This is a genomic window from Baia soyae (assembly GCF_004341445.1).
Lineage (GTDB): Bacteria > Bacillota > Bacilli > Thermoactinomycetales > Thermoactinomycetaceae > Baia > Baia soyae.
The window spans coordinates 1-17,123 of record NZ_SLXV01000053.1; the positions used below are offsets into that span (position 1 = coordinate 1).

The following is a 17,123-nucleotide window of genomic DNA, read 5'->3' on the forward strand; positions in this document are numbered from 1 at the left end:
TGGATTCGTCAGACTTAAGTGAACCGCCTAGTGCGGAACCGCATGCTAGGTGGTGTGAGAGGTCGGGGGTTAATCACCCCCTCCTACTCGATTGATGGTGAATGAATATCCCGCACTTTCGTAAGTATTCATTTCCTCTCTTTGATATAATTTTTCTTGAATCTGGAAGAATTCAATGTTTACTTGATGGAACTCATCCATCTTACCTGTTTCTTGAAGACATTTTAACTTGTGGAACAACACATCATGTTGAAAATCTGTTAAAGATTTATTGATTGCTTTTTTGTATGCTATCTCAAAATAGCTGAGTGCTTGTTCATACTTTTTTTGATTCATCATGATGTTCCCGTAAACAATCAACAGCTTGACCAATCGCCGAACGTCAATAAAGTATTTTTCCCCAAATTGCTGAGCGATTGAAAGATGATATTCTGCTTTTTTCCATTCTTCTTGTTTACTGTGAATAATCCCCAAATAAACATGAGCATCTACAAATCTACGTGGGTACTTCATGTCCTCAAATTGCTCTACTGTTTGAAAACAAGTTTTTGCCTTTTCGAAATCCTCAATATCGGTATAAATCGTTCCTAAAACGATGAGTAGTCCAAAGCTACGATTCCTATCTTTATATTTCCTTGCGATTTGTATACCTTCCTCAGCACAGGAAATAGCTTCTTGAAATTGTTTAGCATGCTTCAGTAATTGGGCTCTAAACTTGTAAAAATTAAGTTTGACATTAACGGGCTCAACTTCTCTAATTTGCCCCCAAATTTGCTGGATTAGCTCAAAAGCTAGTTCTCTTTGACCCATTGCTATTAAATATAAAACCTTATTAACGGTCAATAAATACTTAAGATCTTGATTGCTTTCCGACTCTGCATAGTGTTGAAAGCCTAAATTAACGTATTTCAACGCATTCGGGATATCTTCTTGATAATAAAAGGATGTACTTAGAGAATTAAAACATTCGATTAAATAATTTGGTTGGAAGTAGTTGTTTTTCTCGTAGCATTCAATCACTTCAAAGAATAAATCCTGAGCTTGTTTGAAATCTTTTTCCACGTAAAATAAACGCCCATAGAGATATTTAATGCGTGCTGCTAATGGATGGAACTCTTCAATCTGTATATTATCTAAGATGATCTTTGCCTTTTCAATATTACGTTCGTCAAGTATTACTTGGACAAGTTCTAATTGAAATGTAAGATCTTGGATTTCTTTCTTGATATGATGTATTTTCTGGACTATTGTCTCTTTTGATAAACTCAAACAGGTGAAATATTGAGATAGAGTTTTATAGCTAATCTTGCCTTTTCGATTCTCAATATTAGAGATTGTTCCAAGGGAGAGCTTTTGGCGTACATCATCAATAATTCTTCCAGAATCTACACGAGTTTTTTTGGCTAAGTAGGTTAGAAGTTCATAATCTAACGATTCAAGAATTTCTTCCATTATGCCCCTCCAAAAGTAGTGTTTTATCTATTGTACATCCAATCTAAAACATTTTCACTTTTAAAATTGAAAATTATAACTATTTATACAAGCGTATCTTCTTAAAACCGCAATGTTATGTTGGGTAAGATAAGTATTTCAAAACGCTAATAAAATATCTGAAAATATAGAAATATAGTTCGTGTTTAGCTTAGAATACAAAAGAGAAGAGGAGGTGTTTTGTTTGCTATCTATTCAAATCGAGGGGCAGAAAGTAGAACATGTGATTCGATACGCGAAAGATGACAACGAACAAAAGAATGTTCAGGTTTCACTATTCTATGAACCAGAACCTGTATACCACAAAGTCGTCTTATACACGACGGATGACAAGAGGCTGATGATTCCGATGAATCATATAACGTACGTCCAGTCGAATGGTAAGTCGGTGATCAAAGGGAAGTCATATGATATTTTCACGTGAAGGGGGTGCTGACTGTGAATCATTCTCCTAAAATCCCCATTCATCTCTTTACCATCTATGCGATTGTAAGGCCAAGACGAGATATTCATTATGCACAGATTGTGTGTGACGGCGTTGAGATCAATTTGCCTGATATGGTGTTGGAGATAAACAATGATTCAGTCTGCTCTTGTGGGAATTTGATTGATCCAGATGTCTCGATCTATCAGTGTCCACAGTGCCGAAAACGTTCGTTGCCTAGCATTACAGATATGAGAGGAGGCGATCACCCTACTAGATAGCAGAAATCATCAATTTCATTAAAGGGAGAGATGTATGTGGAAGTAGGACAAGTAATGGAGAGAGTAGATGAAGATTTCTATGTAAAGCAAGATGGTAAGGTTATTCAACAATCGACAGCTCGATTTGCCATACAGAGAGACCTAGAATTACTAGCTGTGGAGGAAGGAAGTAAAGTCTTAGAATTAGGAACGGGTTCGGGTTATACGGCGGCTCTTTTATTGGAATTGATAGGAGAGTCGGGAAAGCTTGTATCACTTGATATAGAGCCGAATTTAACGGAACGAGCGAGAGGGATGTTTGCTGGACGAAATGCTGAGTTTCATGTGCAAGATGGTAGATTAGGTTGGGCGGAGGGAGCCCCTTATGATCGGATTGTAGCTTGGGCAACACCAGATAAAATGCCCAAAGCATGGGTGGAGCAGCTAGCTGAAGGCGGGATTCTTGTTTCTTCTTTTCTTATGGCGGATATGGCTGATTCGATGGTGACAACCCAGTTTCGAAAAGAACAAGGTGTACTTGTAGGAAAGCAAATCGAGCGTGGTTCTTATATCTCGATGAGAGAAAATCCAGCTGACTATGATCTGTTAGGACCTGCTTTAGAAGCTGATTTTGTGGAGAAAGGTTCAAATCGAGAATTCTTCTGGTTTAGCACAGACGATCCAACCCTTGATCCGAAAGAACAATTCCTCTCGATGAAAAAAGCAGAATACAGAGAGCAAATTTTGCTGGAAACAGAGTATGAGGATTTTCGTGTCTACTTTCTCTGGAAGCACGAAAAGGGTAGATTTACAGGCTCAACGGGTGAAAGATCAGGATTTGGAATGGTATCGGATGGTTTAGCTTTTGTCGATCGTCATGGAAAAGCCTACTCTACGAGCGAACCAGCGCTGTTACATTTCAAGAAGTTTGTAGAGCAGTGGCTAGTAGAAGGAAAAATTGGCTGGAAGGATATGAAGCCAGTGCTCCAAGGAGCAAGAGCTATTTTAGAGAGAAAGTAGCCGTAAGTGAAAATTGTATACCAACGCATATGTTGATTGATAAGTAAATCAAAATGGACTAGGGGAAATGTGTCTGATTTCAGTGATGTTAGTGAGCCTACTTAACGTAGTCCTTCGTAGCAGACTTTTCCACATCTATGTAAGATCACCATTGAGCTGTGATCAGATACATTGCCCCGGAACAATCTATTATCTAGCTAATCCAGACATCTACCTTTCCAAAGTTTCTATCCGTCAGTTTTCTAGAATCTACTTTGCTGATAGCAGGAAAAATCTAGATACTTGAATAATGGTTACTTTAGGGGTAGGTTCGATGTAGGATCGAAAGGAGCTTTTTGTATATGAAACGACGTGTTGTTGTATCAGTGTTGAGTGCGATTTGCTTGTCAGTACTCCCTGTTTGGGGTGCAAGCATTGTTAAAATAGAAAAGCAAATGGATGCAGATATTGCGAGGAAGAATCTGCAAGAGGTTGGCTGGTACTATAAGCCATCTGAAAAAGCACAAGAAACACTAAAGGAAATGGAAAAAATGGATCGTGAGAAGTATCCTGAACAGTTCGTAGACGAAGACAGAACTGATGGCTTCCAAGCCATTCCTACAGAGGTACTTGAACATATTCCAGCTGATGCACTTCTTAGTATCGGGACTGATGGGATACATGTTAGAGAGTCAGAATTGAAGAGGATACCGCCCGACATATTGAAAAAAATTCCCAAAAAATCACTTCATGTTGTAACTGAGGAAGAATGGAAGAAACTGAAAGATTTTAAACCCGAGATATACAAAGATGATGGAGATAAGACACATTCAATGGTTACTCCCTCTTTCAAAACAGAGGGAGTAAATAATTTAAATAGAGTCTCTAACACATTGTCATCACCGCATAACGCAGTGGCCCATTTGACGATTACGCACGCAAATGGTGATAAGGGGCAGTGTACCGGATTCTATATTGACTTCAACACGATATTGACAGCTTCGCATTGTGTGTGGAATTTGGATGAAACAAATCCAAAAAAGAGACTAGCAAAAAACGTAACAATCCGTCGTGCAATGAATGGCCCTGTTGTACAGCCTTATCCAGCCGTTACTACAAGTGCATTTTGGGTGAATTCAAATTTCATGGAGATCGATACTAGTGAAAAGATACCTAAGTCTGTTTCACAACATGATTTTGCAGCGATTCAATCACCATCCCGATCAAATGCGTGGTTTAATGTACGTAACTGGAGTCATGCAGAGGGTGAACAAGCTCTCTCGGAAGGGTACCCAGGTGAAAGTCGGCAGTTTGATGGAAAGTACCCATATAACAGCTTAGGTATTCTGAATAATTTGTATAATCAATATTTTAAAGTTTCATCCTATGTCGAGGGCGGTATGTCGGGAGGACCGATGTGGAACTCAAAGTCTGGATACACAGCTACTATTGGATTGAATAGTATGGGCAACAATGGAGATAATGGTGCATGGTCTCCACGTTTCGTTGGTGCAAACTATGAGAAAGTAGTGTATTGGATGAATCTCTAGAAGTCATTGTGTCAGTGATATCAATTGATGGTTCGGGCAGTTTTTGTTAGGAGAGTAGGCAACAAATGAACTTGATCGATCAGGTGAGCCAAAGCACAGGGTTGGAGTTAAAGGAGATTAATATTCTCCCTGCACGGAAGGACTTCGTAGCCAAGGTAGAGAAGGATGGAATCATGATGCTACTAAAGGCTGTGGAGTTAAGCGAGGAAAGGGAGAGATCCTTACAGAAGGAGGCTCGTATTCTTCAGAGCCTTCGTAACTTTACTGGGGATCTATATGTAGCAAATGGGGAAGTAGATGGTCATTTTTGGCTACTTAGAAAATGGCTGGATGGGAAGACTGCGACGAAGCAGACCACTTATATCAGAGAAAATCCTACCGTACTAGGCAATAAGCAACAGTTTATAGCAGATATTTGTCAGATGCTTGAGAAAGTCGTGGAACTTTATGAATTAGGATATCTGCATGGTGATCTCCAGCCAGGTCATTTCATTTTCGCACCAGATGGAGAGATGTACCTAATTGACTTAGAGTTGACAGTTGATTTAAGAGAGACGAATCCTATTTATCGTGGTGCTTTGGCGCACTACGTTCCTCCAGAAACAGCGAAAGGGATGCTAGCCAGTAGCCAGAGGATTCCGTTGGATGCTGTTTCTGAAATATACAGCTTCGGAGCAGTCGTTTTCTACTTGTATACACGCGTTGTACCAGTAGCGTACAGTCATTCGATGGAAGATCCCAGCTATGACTTGGAGTTTAATGATATGCTTCAAGCAAGCAGGAGCAACCCTATTCGCAGAGTTGGAATGTATACTGACCGTGCTAAGAGATGCCAGTCATTTAGTGAGCTTCTATGTGTGCTGAAGGAAATAAATGTGATGATGGAAAGAGGCTGAACCAAGAGGAGAAGTGTGGATTTGGAGCTTAAAGGGCCGTTCATTCTACTAAGCTTGGACAAGCTGTATTTCGAGGAAATAAAGAATGGTGTGAAGAAATACGAGTTTAGAAAGAAATATCTTAATGCTCCATCCATAGCATTTATCTATTGTCCATCTCCCGATCAAAAAATAAGAGGGATGATACAATTTGATACCCCTATCATTGGTTCACCAGAGAAAATCGCATCCATTTCACAGGAATCTACAGGTGAAGGAGATCTTACTGCTGAGTATTTAAAAGGAAAGAAACAGGGCTATGCAATACCAATTATGGAATGGGAAGAAATAAAACCCCTTACGTTGCACGAAATCAGGTTTCTTTTTCCAAACTTTGTTCCACCTCAATCATATTACCGTTTGGATCATAAGCCTGATTTGCTGGAATTTCTTTTGAAACGACACTTAAAAGCTGAATTGTGATTTTTGCTGGATTAACTTGCTTTCCAGTAAGTCTACTTTTTGCATTGTAGACATTGTCAACTGTGTGATATGGTTTCATCAGAGGATTTTTTTCGAAGTGATGCAATATGGAAAAAGAGAATGAAAAACAGAAACACAACACGTGATACTGTTTTATATAAGAAATTTTTGTTAGTAGAAAGGAGACATACATGTATGGATAAATCCCAAGATGTTTTAGAAAAAATTCTTTCGCGATTGGATAGCATGGATTCTCGTTTTGATAATATGGAAGTAAACGTAACGGAGGGCCTAGACAAGATGGGCGCGCGTTTGGATAAAATGGACACTCGTTTTGACAAGATGGAGACCCGCTTTGACAAGATGGATGCCCGTTTTGATAGCCTAGAGTCTAAGGTAGATGAAATCAAACAGGAACTGAACTCTGTAAGAGAACAGGTAATTAAAAACAGCGAGGGTATTGCTGATTTAAACGTAAAAGTCGATGAGGTTAAAGAGGACATCTCATCTTTCCAAGAAAACATGGAGTTTCTTAACGATCAGCAAGTGGAAATTAAGAAAGATGTATGGAAACTCAAGAGAAGAGCATGACAGTGAGCGATCCTGCCCGGATAGGGGAGGATTTTTTATTATAAAAAACAGTAGACCCGCCCATAAGGTCTACTGTCAGATTGCTAGTCATCGCTGACTAACGGTAACTCTCAATTACTCACCAATTTTAAAATTAGGACCAAAATTCATTTCATGACCATACACAGACTTAACAATCTTATCAGCAGATAATTTTGTAGGGAACTTAACATACTTAAATTTGCCTGTGCTTTTTAGTGATACTTGTTTGCCATCAACTTTCCCTTTAAAGGTAACAACGTAATTGTAGCTAGTACCTTGCTTTAATACTTGGGTAGCATCAAAACCCGCATTGAAATAGTTAATCGGGTCCCCCTTCTTAGTTCGATCAACTTCGAATGCGCCCGACCCGTCAATTGGATGCGAATTCCCGACCTCTAGTAGATCTAATTCCCATTTTCCATCCATGGTTTTTGGGTCTACGCCACTAATTTTCGTGGGAAACTCAATTGTATCAAACGTGTTGTATATAGATCCAAGAACGGTTGTCTCCAACTTCAATTCTTGTTTTTTCTCACTTTGGGTACTTTGCTTGCCTTCTTTGGCTTGAGCGTCATTACTGCTGATATTCGTGAATACTCCTACAGATAGAGCGGCAACGGCGGCAATTCCTAAGATTGACAAACGGTATGCTTTTTTGTTAAATTTTTTAATCATGATGATTCTCCTTTTAATGTGTGATTTTTTTCCCACAAGTCGCGCTGAGATGGAGAGTGAGAGGGAATGAGGTTTTATTTCATTCTCAAGTAGTCGAATGATGGTGTGTCCGTAGCTTTCTTTTTGTTCTGATCCAACAAAGGTGAGAGCCAGTGCATCACAGGCGATTTCCTGATCTTCACGCATACGGTAATATGCGCACCAGAGGATCGGATTAAACCAGTGTAAGATGAGGAACACGTTCATCAGACTATTTACTCCTACGTCTCTACGTTTGATGTGAGATAATTCATGATAGAAAATATATCGTAATTCATCGTCATCCAGATCACGGATATGCGCATCGGATAGGATGATGCGAGGACGATAAAAACCGAAGACAGCTGGACCCGGAATTTTATTTGAGTGAACTAAGGGGATGTGTTGATTCATCATCGACATGTCCCTTTTGCATTGTTCAAAAACTTGAACGGCTCGTTCATCCGTGATAAGCGGTTGTTTTTTAAGGTTCGAGTTAATGCGTTTATGGATCAAAAAGAGTAAAGCACTCAGACAGACAACACCCGAAAGCCAAATAGATAAGAGAGGGATATCGCTCGGAACACTCGGGATATAATGTGAAATACTGTATGGATCCTGCTGTTGCTCCCCTACCACTGGGAACATAGCATTCTTTTCGGAAATAAGTTTTTCTTTCTCAGATAATGAAACATCTGTTGTTGCGATTTCTTCACTAGGAACAGCACGATCGAACAAGGAAGAGACATCCTGAATCGAGGGAAGAAAGTTGTAAATGCTGTACGAACTCTCTGGTGCCCATGGGAGAAGCAATCGTACCATGACGATGGTCCATAACAGATACTGCCACCGTATTGTTAACTTGTCTCGTAATAGCCCCTTCATCAATAAAACGAGGACAACTAAGACACTCGCCATGATCGATGCGTCTAATACCCAACTAAAAAAGTACTGGAGATAGATGTACATAGTGTTCACAATGATTTTCCCTTCTTTTCATTACTTCCGATACTACTTGTCCGATTTCTCATCGAGAATCTGTTTTAATTCGTTAATCTCTTTTGCCGAGAGCTTCTCTTTTTGTAGAAAGTTCACTAGGAACGGTTTCAGTGCTTCACCAGAGACGCGCTTGAGGAACGAGGTTGTTTCTTCTTGGACACATTCAGCTTGCGAAACCAAAGGATAGTACATATAGGAACTGCCATTTTCCTGATGGTACGAAATCGCTTCTTTTAGAACCAATCGATTGATTAGCGTTCGAATGGTTTTCGGTTTCCAGTCGGTATGTACCGCAAGTGTTTCGATCACTTCATTGGCTGTCAGTGGTGACTTCGACCAAAGAACTTTCATGACTTCCCACTCGGATTGAGATATCTTCGGTAACTCTCCCATTTGTTTTTTCTCCTTCCTGAGATTACTGTTGTAATCCTTATTTATGATATTACATTAGTAATCCAGTTTGGTCAACTAAAATATTAAAAAAACGATATTTTTTTTGTGTAATGGCGAAATCTACTAGATAGGGGAACGGATTATCAAAAAAAGAATAAGATAGATAGTATGAATTAGAATGGTGGGGAGAGGGTGTTTGCATGTCTCAGTGGAGAGTAAGTCTTCCAAAGGTAAGTATCTTAATACCTACTTACAATCGTCCTCATTATTTGAAGTTAGCTTTAGAGAGCGCATTAGCCCAGACGTATCCGAATATCGAAATTATTATCGGTGATGATAGTACGAATAATGAAACAGAGGTTATGTTGAAACCTTATTTAAAGAAATATCCATTCATCAAGTATCTGAAAAGAACAGCTAGTCTACCTTGTGATAATATGAAAGAATGCTTTCAATTAGCTTCTGGAGAGTTTATTAATTTCTTAATGGATGATGATCTTTTTTACCCAGAGAAGATAACGAAAATGATGAATTATTTCTCTAAAAATTCGAGTGTTTCGTTAGTTACTTCAACCAGAGATCTAATCGATGAAGAAGGAAATATCATGCATATACCGGGCTTTCATAAGTATATAGCTGCTGAGGATACATTGATTAGTGGAAGAGAGTTAGGAACACGTTTCATGATGCATGGGTATAATTTTATCGGGGAACCTACCACTCCGCTATTTAGAAAAAGAGATCTCCCAGAAGGTTGGGCGAGCTATCAAGGGCTTCAGTATACTGCACTTGTAGACATGGCTAGCTGGTTGAGCTTACTTACTAAAGGAGATTTTGTATATATTGTAGAACCATTAAGTTGTTTTAGAATCCACTTGGGTCAAGGAAATCATGGTCAAGAATGGCAACAAGGAGCCTTTTATGAGTTTGGGATTTTGATTCATGATAGTCATTTTCTGGACCAGCATCATGCTGAACGAAATGCTTTGCTCGATGGGTATATGCAATTACACGGGGAACAGTTTGTATACGGCATATCCGAATGTATGAGTCCGTATGTTTCAGAAGAGGTGCGTGGGAGGTATCTCGAAATATTTAATGCAGATTCAAGATAATTAGAAATCGCCTATGGTAAAGGCGGCGGATATCGAGCCACCTACCATAGGCGATTTCTGATTGCTTCCTTTTTATTTATAGAAACTAGTAGGATGCTGATTAGAGTTTCCCATTACGCGTTCTTTTGTTTTCTTCCAATACGAACCAGATCCATCGATATCGATCAGAGGGTCTGTTATGCCAAATTGATTTCGGAAATCATGTACCGCTTCCTGACAGAAGGGTAGGAAGTAATCGTCAATAATCACATATCCACCTAAAGAGACTTTGTCATAGAGGTTGCTTAAGGCATCCCAAGTAGAGGCGTACATATCTCCATCTAGCCTAGCAATGGCAATTTTTTGGATTGGAGCGGATGGCAAGGTGTCTTTGAACCAACCTTTTAAGAATGCGACTTGATTGTCTAGTAAGTCGTATTTTCTAAAGTTCTCAAGTACTTCCTCCAATGAAACCTTTAAAAAATTCATCGTATGGAAAGCAACGCTTAACGAATGCTGATCAGCAGGATAACTTGGATCAGCCATTGGTAATCCTTCAAATGAATCAGCAGCCCAAACGGTTCTGTCTGTAATATGATGGGCTTTTAAAAATCCCCTCATAAAGATACATGATCCGCCTCTCCAAACTCCCGTTTCAATGAAATCACCAGGAATGCCTTCTTTTATAACTGAATCCATACATTGATGTAAGTTATTCATACGCTCGCGACCGATCATGCTGTGTGCAATGGAGGGCCAATCTAACCCTTTTTGTCGCTTTTCTTTTGTAGGGTCAAATACGATGTTATCTGGATTATGAAAATTCCTTTCAACTTCAAGCCAAATTTCAAACAGAATGGTTTTTTTTAATAGTTCGAGATACAGTTCTGCATTCTGCTCTGCATTTGACTGCTCATTATATGTGTAGATCATGTTACAAGCCCCTCTCTATCAAGTCACATAACACATAATATGAGAAAAGCTACGATTTATACCCTTAATGTAGGGGTGAGATGATCAAGACATAATGGAAAAGAACCATCTATATATATGAATGAGAAAGGCTAGAGATCTCGATAACAAAGAGGTGCATGGGTATGGATCTGTGGAAGGACAAACGTTTTCCGAAAGTAAGTATTTTAATACCGACCTATAATCGTCCGCAGTATTTGAAACTAGCCTTAGATAGCGCGTTAGCTCAAACGTATCCGAATATCGAAATCATAATCGGTGACGATAGTACGAATAACGAAACAGCGAATATGTTGCAACCTTATTTGAAGCAATATGATTACATAAAGTACTTTAGAAGAGCTGCGCGGGTACCTTATGATAATATGACCCAATGCTTCCGATTTTCTTCTGGAGAGTTTATTAATTTCTTAATGGATGATGATGTTTTTCATCCAGAGAAGATACAAAAAATGATGGACTACTTTTTTAAGCATCCAAATGTATCGCTGGTTACTTCCTATCGTGGGTTAATTGATGCAAATGGAAATACCTTGCCGATAGAAGGATTTAGTAGACCTGTATTTTCTCAGGACACTCTTGTAAATGGAAAAGAATTTGGGTCATTTTTTATGAAGCACCGGATTAACTTTGTGGGGGAGCCTACTACGGCTCTATTCCGGAAAAGTGCTCTACCGCAAGGTTGGGCGAATTATCAAGGGATCCGGTATTTTGCACTTGTTGACATCGCGAGTTGGCTGACCTTACTTAGTCATGGAGATGTTGTATATATCGCGGAACCATTAAGTTTTTTCAGGAGACACGCAGATCAGGGGAATAATCATGAAGCGTGGAAAGAAGGAACGTACTATGAATGGGGTATATTGATTCATGAGAATCCATTTATCGATCAAACGGAACGTGATTCTCAAATCAATGGATATATCAGAGAGCATGGAGAGAGGCGGATACTTGGAATAGCCCAATGTACCAATCCATATGTTTCAGAGGATGTGCGGGCAAAGTACATGCAGATCTTTGACCGAGATTTCATTCGGGCAAAACAAATTCAATCCTGACATAAAAAAAGAAAGGGCTGGTTTGAACAGAAGCCCTTTCTTTTTTATGTCTAATTCTTCGTTGCTACAGTCTTATGGACATAGGCAGTTGCACCAGAGGATGTTTTGATTCGATACCATTCGTTACTAACACCGGTGAGGGTCAGGATAGTTCCTTTAGACACTCGTTGAACGATTGAGGCGTTTAGAGCAGGAGCGGATCGGACGTTCACGATATTCTCTATGGCCACGATCTTGCCAGAGGCATCGGTAAAGTCACTACTTGGTGGATTTTGCTCTGCCAGTTTCGTTGCAAAGGCGTTGTTGATGAAGCCAATTTTTCCTGATTGAAGGCGTACTTGGTACCAATCTTTTACGTATCCCGTATTTTCTAGGACAAGACCATTATCTACTTGTTCAATGGTAAAGGATCCTGTAGACGGACCGGTTCGTATATTAACCTTATTTCCTTTTACTTTTACTTGCCCTTTAGAAGGTTGAACTGCATAGGAAGAATCGCCAAGCCATTTATTTGTGGATTTTCCACTATGAATCCAAATAGGTGTTCCTTCTGGAATCAATTTATAGAGTTCGAGTAGATTTTCTTCCCCCATACGGACACAGCCGCTGGAAGCATTTGACCCAATTGATTCAGGTTGGTTCGTTCCATGAACTCCATAGATACGACCTGAGTCACCTTTGACCGAAAAGCCCATCCAACGCTTACCAAGAGGGTTTTTCGGATCCCCACCGGGAATCCCTTTCCAGCCAGGAGCCACAATTTTAACAACCATGGTGAATGTGCCTTCCGGAGTAAGGTCTTTCGTTCTACCTGTTGCGACAGGATAGGTTTTTGTAACTTGTCCATCTTGATAAAGATAGAGTTTGTTGGTCTTTTTGTTAATCTCTACTTGATAACCCGGGGTTGTTGCTGCTTCTGCTGTTGAGGCTGGGATAAGACCTCCTAGTAATGCAGTGAACGCTAGTGCGAAAATAAGTAACCACTTTGTGTATTTCAACTCTGATACCTCCTACATAGATGAGAGCACTAAACTAGCTTAAGATATTCACTGTACAACAGTAGGAATCCTTCATAGAGTGTGAAATGTAACATTTATGTGACATTTGGAATAGGGGTAAGAGTTGGAATTTAGAGGGCATGTTGACTAGTGTCTATAGGTCCGATAACTAGAAAAGGGGCAATGTATCTGACCATAGCTCACTATTGAGCTGTGGTCAGATACATGCCCCAGGATAGTTTCAAACCAACAAGCCCATATCTGAATCGTAATCAATACATCCTAATTTCTAATCAAGCCAGAAGTCAGTTGCCAACTACTTTGCCTACTCTAAGCACTTACTTAGCTACTGTTTTATGCAAATAAGCTGTTTTCCCATTTGACAACTTCACTTGATTCCAATCCCCATTCATACCTGTCTTCACAAATGAAGTACCTTTCTTTGCTTTCCCCACTACTGCACCTGACATCGATGGTGTCGATCGAATATTGGCGACATCGACAAATACCGTTACTTTTCCGCTATTAGGGGGCGTGGGTATGGAGACCGTGCTATAATTTTTATGAACAAACACCTTACGACCGTTTGACAACTGAACTTGATACCAATCGCCTGATTTTCCAATAAGGGATAAGCTGATCTTGGCTTTTAGTGTCGTAACAATAAAGGAACCTGTAGACGGACCTGTACGAGCGTTTACCGTTGTGGTTGTTTTGAGCGTGCCAGAGGCTGGTTTTAACCCAACGGATGCGTTGCCACGCCACGTTTTATTGCTTTTCCCACTGTGAATCCAAATCGGTGTTCCTTCATAGACACGACTATATAAATCGATGACGTCACTATTTTTCATGCGAACACAGCCACTTGAGGCATGAGTGCCAATTGATTTGGGATTATTCGTTCCATGGATTCCGTAAATACGGCCGTTATCCCCGTTTACGCTTATTCCGTTCCAACGTTCACCTAGAGGATTTTTCGGATCCCCACCGGGAATTCCTTTCCAACCAGGCTTCACAATCTTGACCGCTAGAGGAAATGTCCCTTCTGGGGTAAGTGCTTTTGTCTTCCCTGTAGCGACCCGATATGTTTTCACTACGGTCTTCCCATTGTACAAATAGAGATAGTTTGTTTTTTTGTTTATCTCAATTTTGTAATCCGGAGCTGATGCGGCTTGAGCTTCAGTGGGCTGATATAGCCCGATGACCAGGGTAAAAATGAGGGCTAGTGTGACCCAAGAATACCAATGGCGTTTTTTCATTCTGTTCCTCTCCTTATCTTCACTATGACTTCATAATACTCGATTATTTAGAATAAATAAATAATTATTATTAATAAATAATGATGAAGTTGTGAAGAATAGCTTGTCTGTACATATATGTATCATTACAATAAAGCGATATAGTCTTAAAACAATCAATCCATGAGGTGTTTACATGATATATGATCTCGTATTGTTTGATGTGGATGGAGTTTTCTTAAGTGAAGAACGTTGTTTTGATACCTCTGCTTTAGCAGTATGGGAGCTACTTTATGGGCCTCATTTTTTGGGGCTGAACGGGGAACATTTTACGACAAATCCAACGGAAGAAGAGATTCGTCGTATTCGTACAGATGTTTTTTGTGACGATCAGGTGTTGACGTGGATGAAGGACCGCGGGATTAATGCGAACTGGGATATGGTATATCTCGCTTTTACTGTGCAGTTATGCCTTCTTCTTAAAGAAATGAAGAAAATAGAGGAAGAGAAGGTAACCGCGTGGCTACGTGAGGGAATCGATGAAAGTGTCTTACAAGAGTGTAGAAGCTTGATTAGACAACACGACTTACCTTTTCAACCTGATTTTAAAAAATTCCTTCATTTTTTTGAAGAAAAAGAGACTAAACTAAACCGACAAGAGTTGTTATGTTACTTTAATCCATTTTCAAAGCAGAGCTTAGGTGTGGATACTGAGCAATTTTCTCGTAATAGTGACTTATGGAGAATCGGACATTCTGTGTTCCAAGAGTGGTATTTGGGCGATGATCTATATACAGAAGTGCCGAGGGTGAGAGGAAAGAAAGGGTATGTATTTCAAGAGATTGCGTTAGCCGAGCCGGCAAGTATTCGTAATGCCATAGAAAAGTTGAAGAAACAAGGAATTCGGTTGGGAATTGGAACAGGTCGTCCGACGATTGAGACAGAGATTCCTTTAAAAGAGCTCGGCCTTTATGATTATTTTGAAGAGGATCGCATTGTGAGTGCGACGGATGTGGTGGTGGCTGAGCAAACGTATCCGCACTATGCCCCGCTTGGAAAACCAGGTCCCTATACATATGTAAAAGGATACTTAACGAAGAAATCGACAGTGGAGGAGTGCGTACAGTTACCCCTTCCGCTTCCTACCGACCAAGGAAAGCGGATTTTAATCGTAGGAGACTCTATAGCCGATTATTTAGCTGCCCGAAAAATGGGCTGTGACTTTGCTGCTACGTTAACGGGACTTACGGGACAAGCCGCACGAGGTAAGTTTGAGGAGCTAGAGGCAGATTACATTTTGAATGATGTGACGGAAATTCTGGATATATTCGACATTGACTAACGGAAATCATTTTAAGCATAATAGATATGGGCAGCTTGCATAGTTTCAACTGTTCAACAATGAGTGAGGCATAAAAGGAGGACTATTATTATGGCGAAACATGAACTTCCAGCTTTACCTTATGCTTTTAACGCTTTGGAACCACACTTCGATGCTCTAACCATGGAGATCCACCACGATCGTCACCATGCTACATATGTAAACAACTTAAATGCAGCATTAGAAGCGCATGAAGAACTTTCTTCCAAATCGGTTGAAGATTTGATTGCTTCATTGGATTCTCTACCAGAATCAATTCGTACCGTTGTACGTAACAATGGTGGTGGACACGCAAACCACACGTTGTTCTGGGAAATCCTAAGCGCAAAAGGTGGCGGGGAGCCAGTTGGCGAACTAGGAGTTGCTATGAACGAGACGTTTGGTAGCTATGAAGAGTTTAAAAAGCTCTTTGCAGATGCTGCTGTGAAACGTTTTGGTTCTGGTTGGGCTTGGTTGGCGTTAAAAGATGGTAAGCTACTTGTTACCAGCACAGCGAATCAAGATAGCCCAATTATGGAAGGGGCAACTCCTATTATCGGTTTAGATGTATGGGAGCATGCGTACTACTTGAAGTTCCAAAACAAACGTCCTGACTACATCGGTTCTTTCTGGAATGTAGTAAACTGGGATGAAGCAAACAAACGTTATCTAGCCGCCCGCGGTTAAGATTAAATATACGTGAAAAAACGGTTTCCTATGTAATGTAGGATGCCGTTTTTTTATTTGTCAATGGAAATCGATTACAGGGAATGAATTCCTATTGTTCGGGTATGGTTAGTCCCATATAATGAAACACATGTTTTGAACAAAGACGCCGAATTTCGTATTGGAAGGAGGAGCTACGAATGGATAGTAAACGTTTCATTCGCAGGTGGGGTTTATTCGGTTTGGGAATCATCATTGTCCTATCGTGCACCACTGTTTTTGCAAAAAAAGCATCTTTTAATGCTTTCCATATAGAGCCTACTGTACCTCCTACGATGTCAGTTCCTACGGATGTTGTGTATCAAGAGATGAGTGCAACGATTAAGCAAGCAGCACCGGAGAAGAAGACATCGATGTCTACGGATAAGGGACAAGAGGTAAAGAAAGATAGTAAGAACGGTAAATTAGATAATAAGTCCAACTTGGATTTACTCGCCCGTGCTATTTACAGTGAGGCTCGCGGTGAAGAATTTCAAGGTCAGGTTGCCGTTGCATCTGTCATTATTAATCGCACGGAATCAGGTCAATTTCCACGAAGCATCCGTGGAGTAATCTTTCAAAAGAATGCTTTTACAGCTGTTTCCGATGGCCAGTTTTGGTTGAAGCCAGATGCTGAAGCTTATCAAGCAGCAAAGTCAGCATTAAATGGATCTGATCCAACGGATGGGGCTTTGTTTTATTATAATCCTAAGACAGCTACTTCGAAGTGGATGAAAAACAAGGCAGAACAGAGTAGCACAAAACGTATTGGTAATCATGTTTTTATGCAGTAATAGAGATTCGATCGAGCCATTCCTTGCATGTGAACTGCACCCCAATTGTTGGACACGAAAAATCCACCAATTGGAGGTGCTTTTTCTATGACTAAGTATTCAATAGAGATTAGATTGGAAGCTGC

18 protein-coding genes are annotated in these 17,123 nt (G+C 40.1%); 12 read left to right on the forward strand and 6 right to left on the reverse strand.

What is annotated here, in order from left to right:
- Positions 1 to 69: 69 nt before the first annotated feature.
- The gene (locus tag EDD57_RS12975) at positions 70 to 1,452 is read right to left on the reverse strand and encodes a tetratricopeptide repeat protein (RefSeq protein WP_131849846.1); all 1,383 of its coding nucleotides are present in this window, start codon (positions 1,450 to 1,452) and stop codon (positions 70 to 72) included.
- A gap of 223 nt (positions 1,453 to 1,675) precedes the next feature.
- Here EDD57_RS12975 and EDD57_RS12980 point away from each other — a divergent pair, with 223 nt between their 5' ends.
- The 7 genes from EDD57_RS12980 to EDD57_RS13010 all read left to right on the forward strand — a co-directional run bounded on the left by EDD57_RS12980 (position 1,676) and on the right by EDD57_RS13010 (position 6,673).
- On the forward strand, positions 1,676 to 1,915 hold the full coding sequence (locus tag EDD57_RS12980; RefSeq protein ID WP_131849847.1) for a hypothetical protein: 240 nt from the start codon (positions 1,676 to 1,678) through the stop codon (positions 1,913 to 1,915).
- 14 nt (positions 1,916 to 1,929) lie between these two features.
- Positions 1,930 to 2,196 carry a hypothetical protein gene (locus EDD57_RS12985; protein WP_131849848.1) on the forward strand — a complete coding sequence of 89 codons (267 nt, stop codon included), beginning with the start codon at positions 1,930 to 1,932 and terminating at the stop codon, positions 2,194 to 2,196.
- A 36-nt stretch (positions 2,197 to 2,232) separates the two neighbouring features.
- Positions 2,233 to 3,195, forward strand: coding sequence for a protein-L-isoaspartate O-methyltransferase family protein (locus EDD57_RS12990; RefSeq protein ID WP_165873825.1), 963 nt, complete (start codon positions 2,233 to 2,235; stop codon positions 3,193 to 3,195).
- A 341-nt stretch (positions 3,196 to 3,536) separates the two neighbouring features.
- Positions 3,537 to 4,724: a trypsin-like serine peptidase gene (locus tag EDD57_RS12995; RefSeq protein WP_131849850.1), complete on the forward strand. Its 1,188-nt coding sequence runs from the start codon at positions 3,537 to 3,539 to the stop codon at positions 4,722 to 4,724.
- A gap of 65 nt (positions 4,725 to 4,789) precedes the next feature.
- Positions 4,790 to 5,620 (forward strand): serine/threonine-protein kinase, encoded by an 831-nt coding sequence (locus tag EDD57_RS13000; RefSeq protein ID WP_131849851.1) that lies wholly within the window; start codon positions 4,790 to 4,792, stop codon positions 5,618 to 5,620.
- Between the two features lie 90 nt (positions 5,621 to 5,710).
- Complete coding sequence (locus EDD57_RS13005) at positions 5,711 to 6,082, forward strand: hypothetical protein (protein WP_131849852.1); 372 nt, start codon at positions 5,711 to 5,713, stop codon at positions 6,080 to 6,082.
- Positions 6,083 to 6,277: 195 nt separating this feature from the next.
- Positions 6,278 to 6,673, forward strand: a complete 396-nt coding sequence (locus EDD57_RS13010; protein ID WP_131849853.1) for a coiled-coil domain-containing protein — start codon at positions 6,278 to 6,280, stop codon at positions 6,671 to 6,673.
- A 114-nt stretch (positions 6,674 to 6,787) separates the two neighbouring features.
- Here EDD57_RS13010 and EDD57_RS13015 read toward each other — a convergent pair whose 3' ends face one another.
- Together EDD57_RS13015 and EDD57_RS13020 are read right to left on the reverse strand one after the other, a co-directional pair.
- Positions 6,788 to 8,356, reverse strand: a complete 1,569-nt coding sequence (locus EDD57_RS13015; RefSeq protein WP_243649556.1) for a M56 family metallopeptidase — start codon at positions 8,354 to 8,356, stop codon at positions 6,788 to 6,790.
- Between the two features lie 42 nt (positions 8,357 to 8,398).
- Positions 8,399 to 8,779, reverse strand: a complete 381-nt coding sequence (locus tag EDD57_RS13020; protein ID WP_131849855.1) for a BlaI/MecI/CopY family transcriptional regulator — start codon at positions 8,777 to 8,779, stop codon at positions 8,399 to 8,401.
- 200 nt (positions 8,780 to 8,979) lie between these two features.
- Between EDD57_RS13020 and EDD57_RS13025 the strand changes: the two genes are divergently transcribed.
- On the forward strand, positions 8,980 to 9,894 hold the full coding sequence (locus tag EDD57_RS13025) for a glycosyltransferase family 2 protein (protein ID WP_131849856.1): 915 nt from the start codon (positions 8,980 to 8,982) through the stop codon (positions 9,892 to 9,894).
- Between the two features lie 72 nt (positions 9,895 to 9,966).
- On the opposite strand, the gene EDD57_RS13030 is transcribed toward EDD57_RS13025, so the two are convergent.
- A complete protein-coding gene (locus EDD57_RS13030; protein ID WP_131849857.1) occupies positions 9,967 to 10,806 on the reverse strand; it encodes a TylF/MycF family methyltransferase in 840 nt (279 codons plus the stop codon).
- 164 nt (positions 10,807 to 10,970) lie between these two features.
- On the opposite strand from EDD57_RS13030, the gene EDD57_RS13035 reads away from it, so the two are divergent.
- Complete coding sequence (locus tag EDD57_RS13035) at positions 10,971 to 11,903, forward strand: glycosyltransferase family 2 protein (RefSeq protein WP_165873826.1); 933 nt, start codon at positions 10,971 to 10,973, stop codon at positions 11,901 to 11,903.
- 50 nt (positions 11,904 to 11,953) lie between these two features.
- On the opposite strand, the gene EDD57_RS13040 is transcribed toward EDD57_RS13035, so the two are convergent.
- Both EDD57_RS13040 and EDD57_RS13045 read right to left on the reverse strand, forming a co-directional pair.
- Complete coding sequence (locus EDD57_RS13040) at positions 11,954 to 12,901, reverse strand: L,D-transpeptidase family protein (protein ID WP_131849859.1); 948 nt, start codon at positions 12,899 to 12,901, stop codon at positions 11,954 to 11,956.
- 338 nt (positions 12,902 to 13,239) lie between these two features.
- Positions 13,240 to 14,160 carry a L,D-transpeptidase family protein gene (locus tag EDD57_RS13045; RefSeq protein ID WP_131849860.1) on the reverse strand — a complete coding sequence of 307 codons (921 nt, stop codon included), beginning with the start codon at positions 14,158 to 14,160 and terminating at the stop codon, positions 13,240 to 13,242.
- 175 nt (positions 14,161 to 14,335) lie between these two features.
- Between EDD57_RS13045 and EDD57_RS13050 the strand changes: the two genes are divergently transcribed.
- The 3 genes from EDD57_RS13050 (at position 14,336) to EDD57_RS13060 (ending at position 16,998) form a co-directional block, all read left to right on the forward strand.
- Positions 14,336 to 15,481, forward strand: coding sequence for an HAD family hydrolase (locus tag EDD57_RS13050; RefSeq protein ID WP_243649555.1), 1,146 nt, complete (start codon positions 14,336 to 14,338; stop codon positions 15,479 to 15,481).
- Between the two features lie 90 nt (positions 15,482 to 15,571).
- Positions 15,572 to 16,186 carry a superoxide dismutase gene (locus EDD57_RS13055; RefSeq protein WP_131849861.1) on the forward strand — a complete coding sequence of 205 codons (615 nt, stop codon included), beginning with the start codon at positions 15,572 to 15,574 and terminating at the stop codon, positions 16,184 to 16,186.
- A gap of 179 nt (positions 16,187 to 16,365) precedes the next feature.
- The gene (locus tag EDD57_RS13060) at positions 16,366 to 16,998 is read left to right on the forward strand and encodes a cell wall hydrolase (RefSeq protein WP_131849862.1); all 633 of its coding nucleotides are present in this window, start codon (positions 16,366 to 16,368) and stop codon (positions 16,996 to 16,998) included.
- Positions 16,999 to 17,123 lie beyond the last annotated feature (125 nt).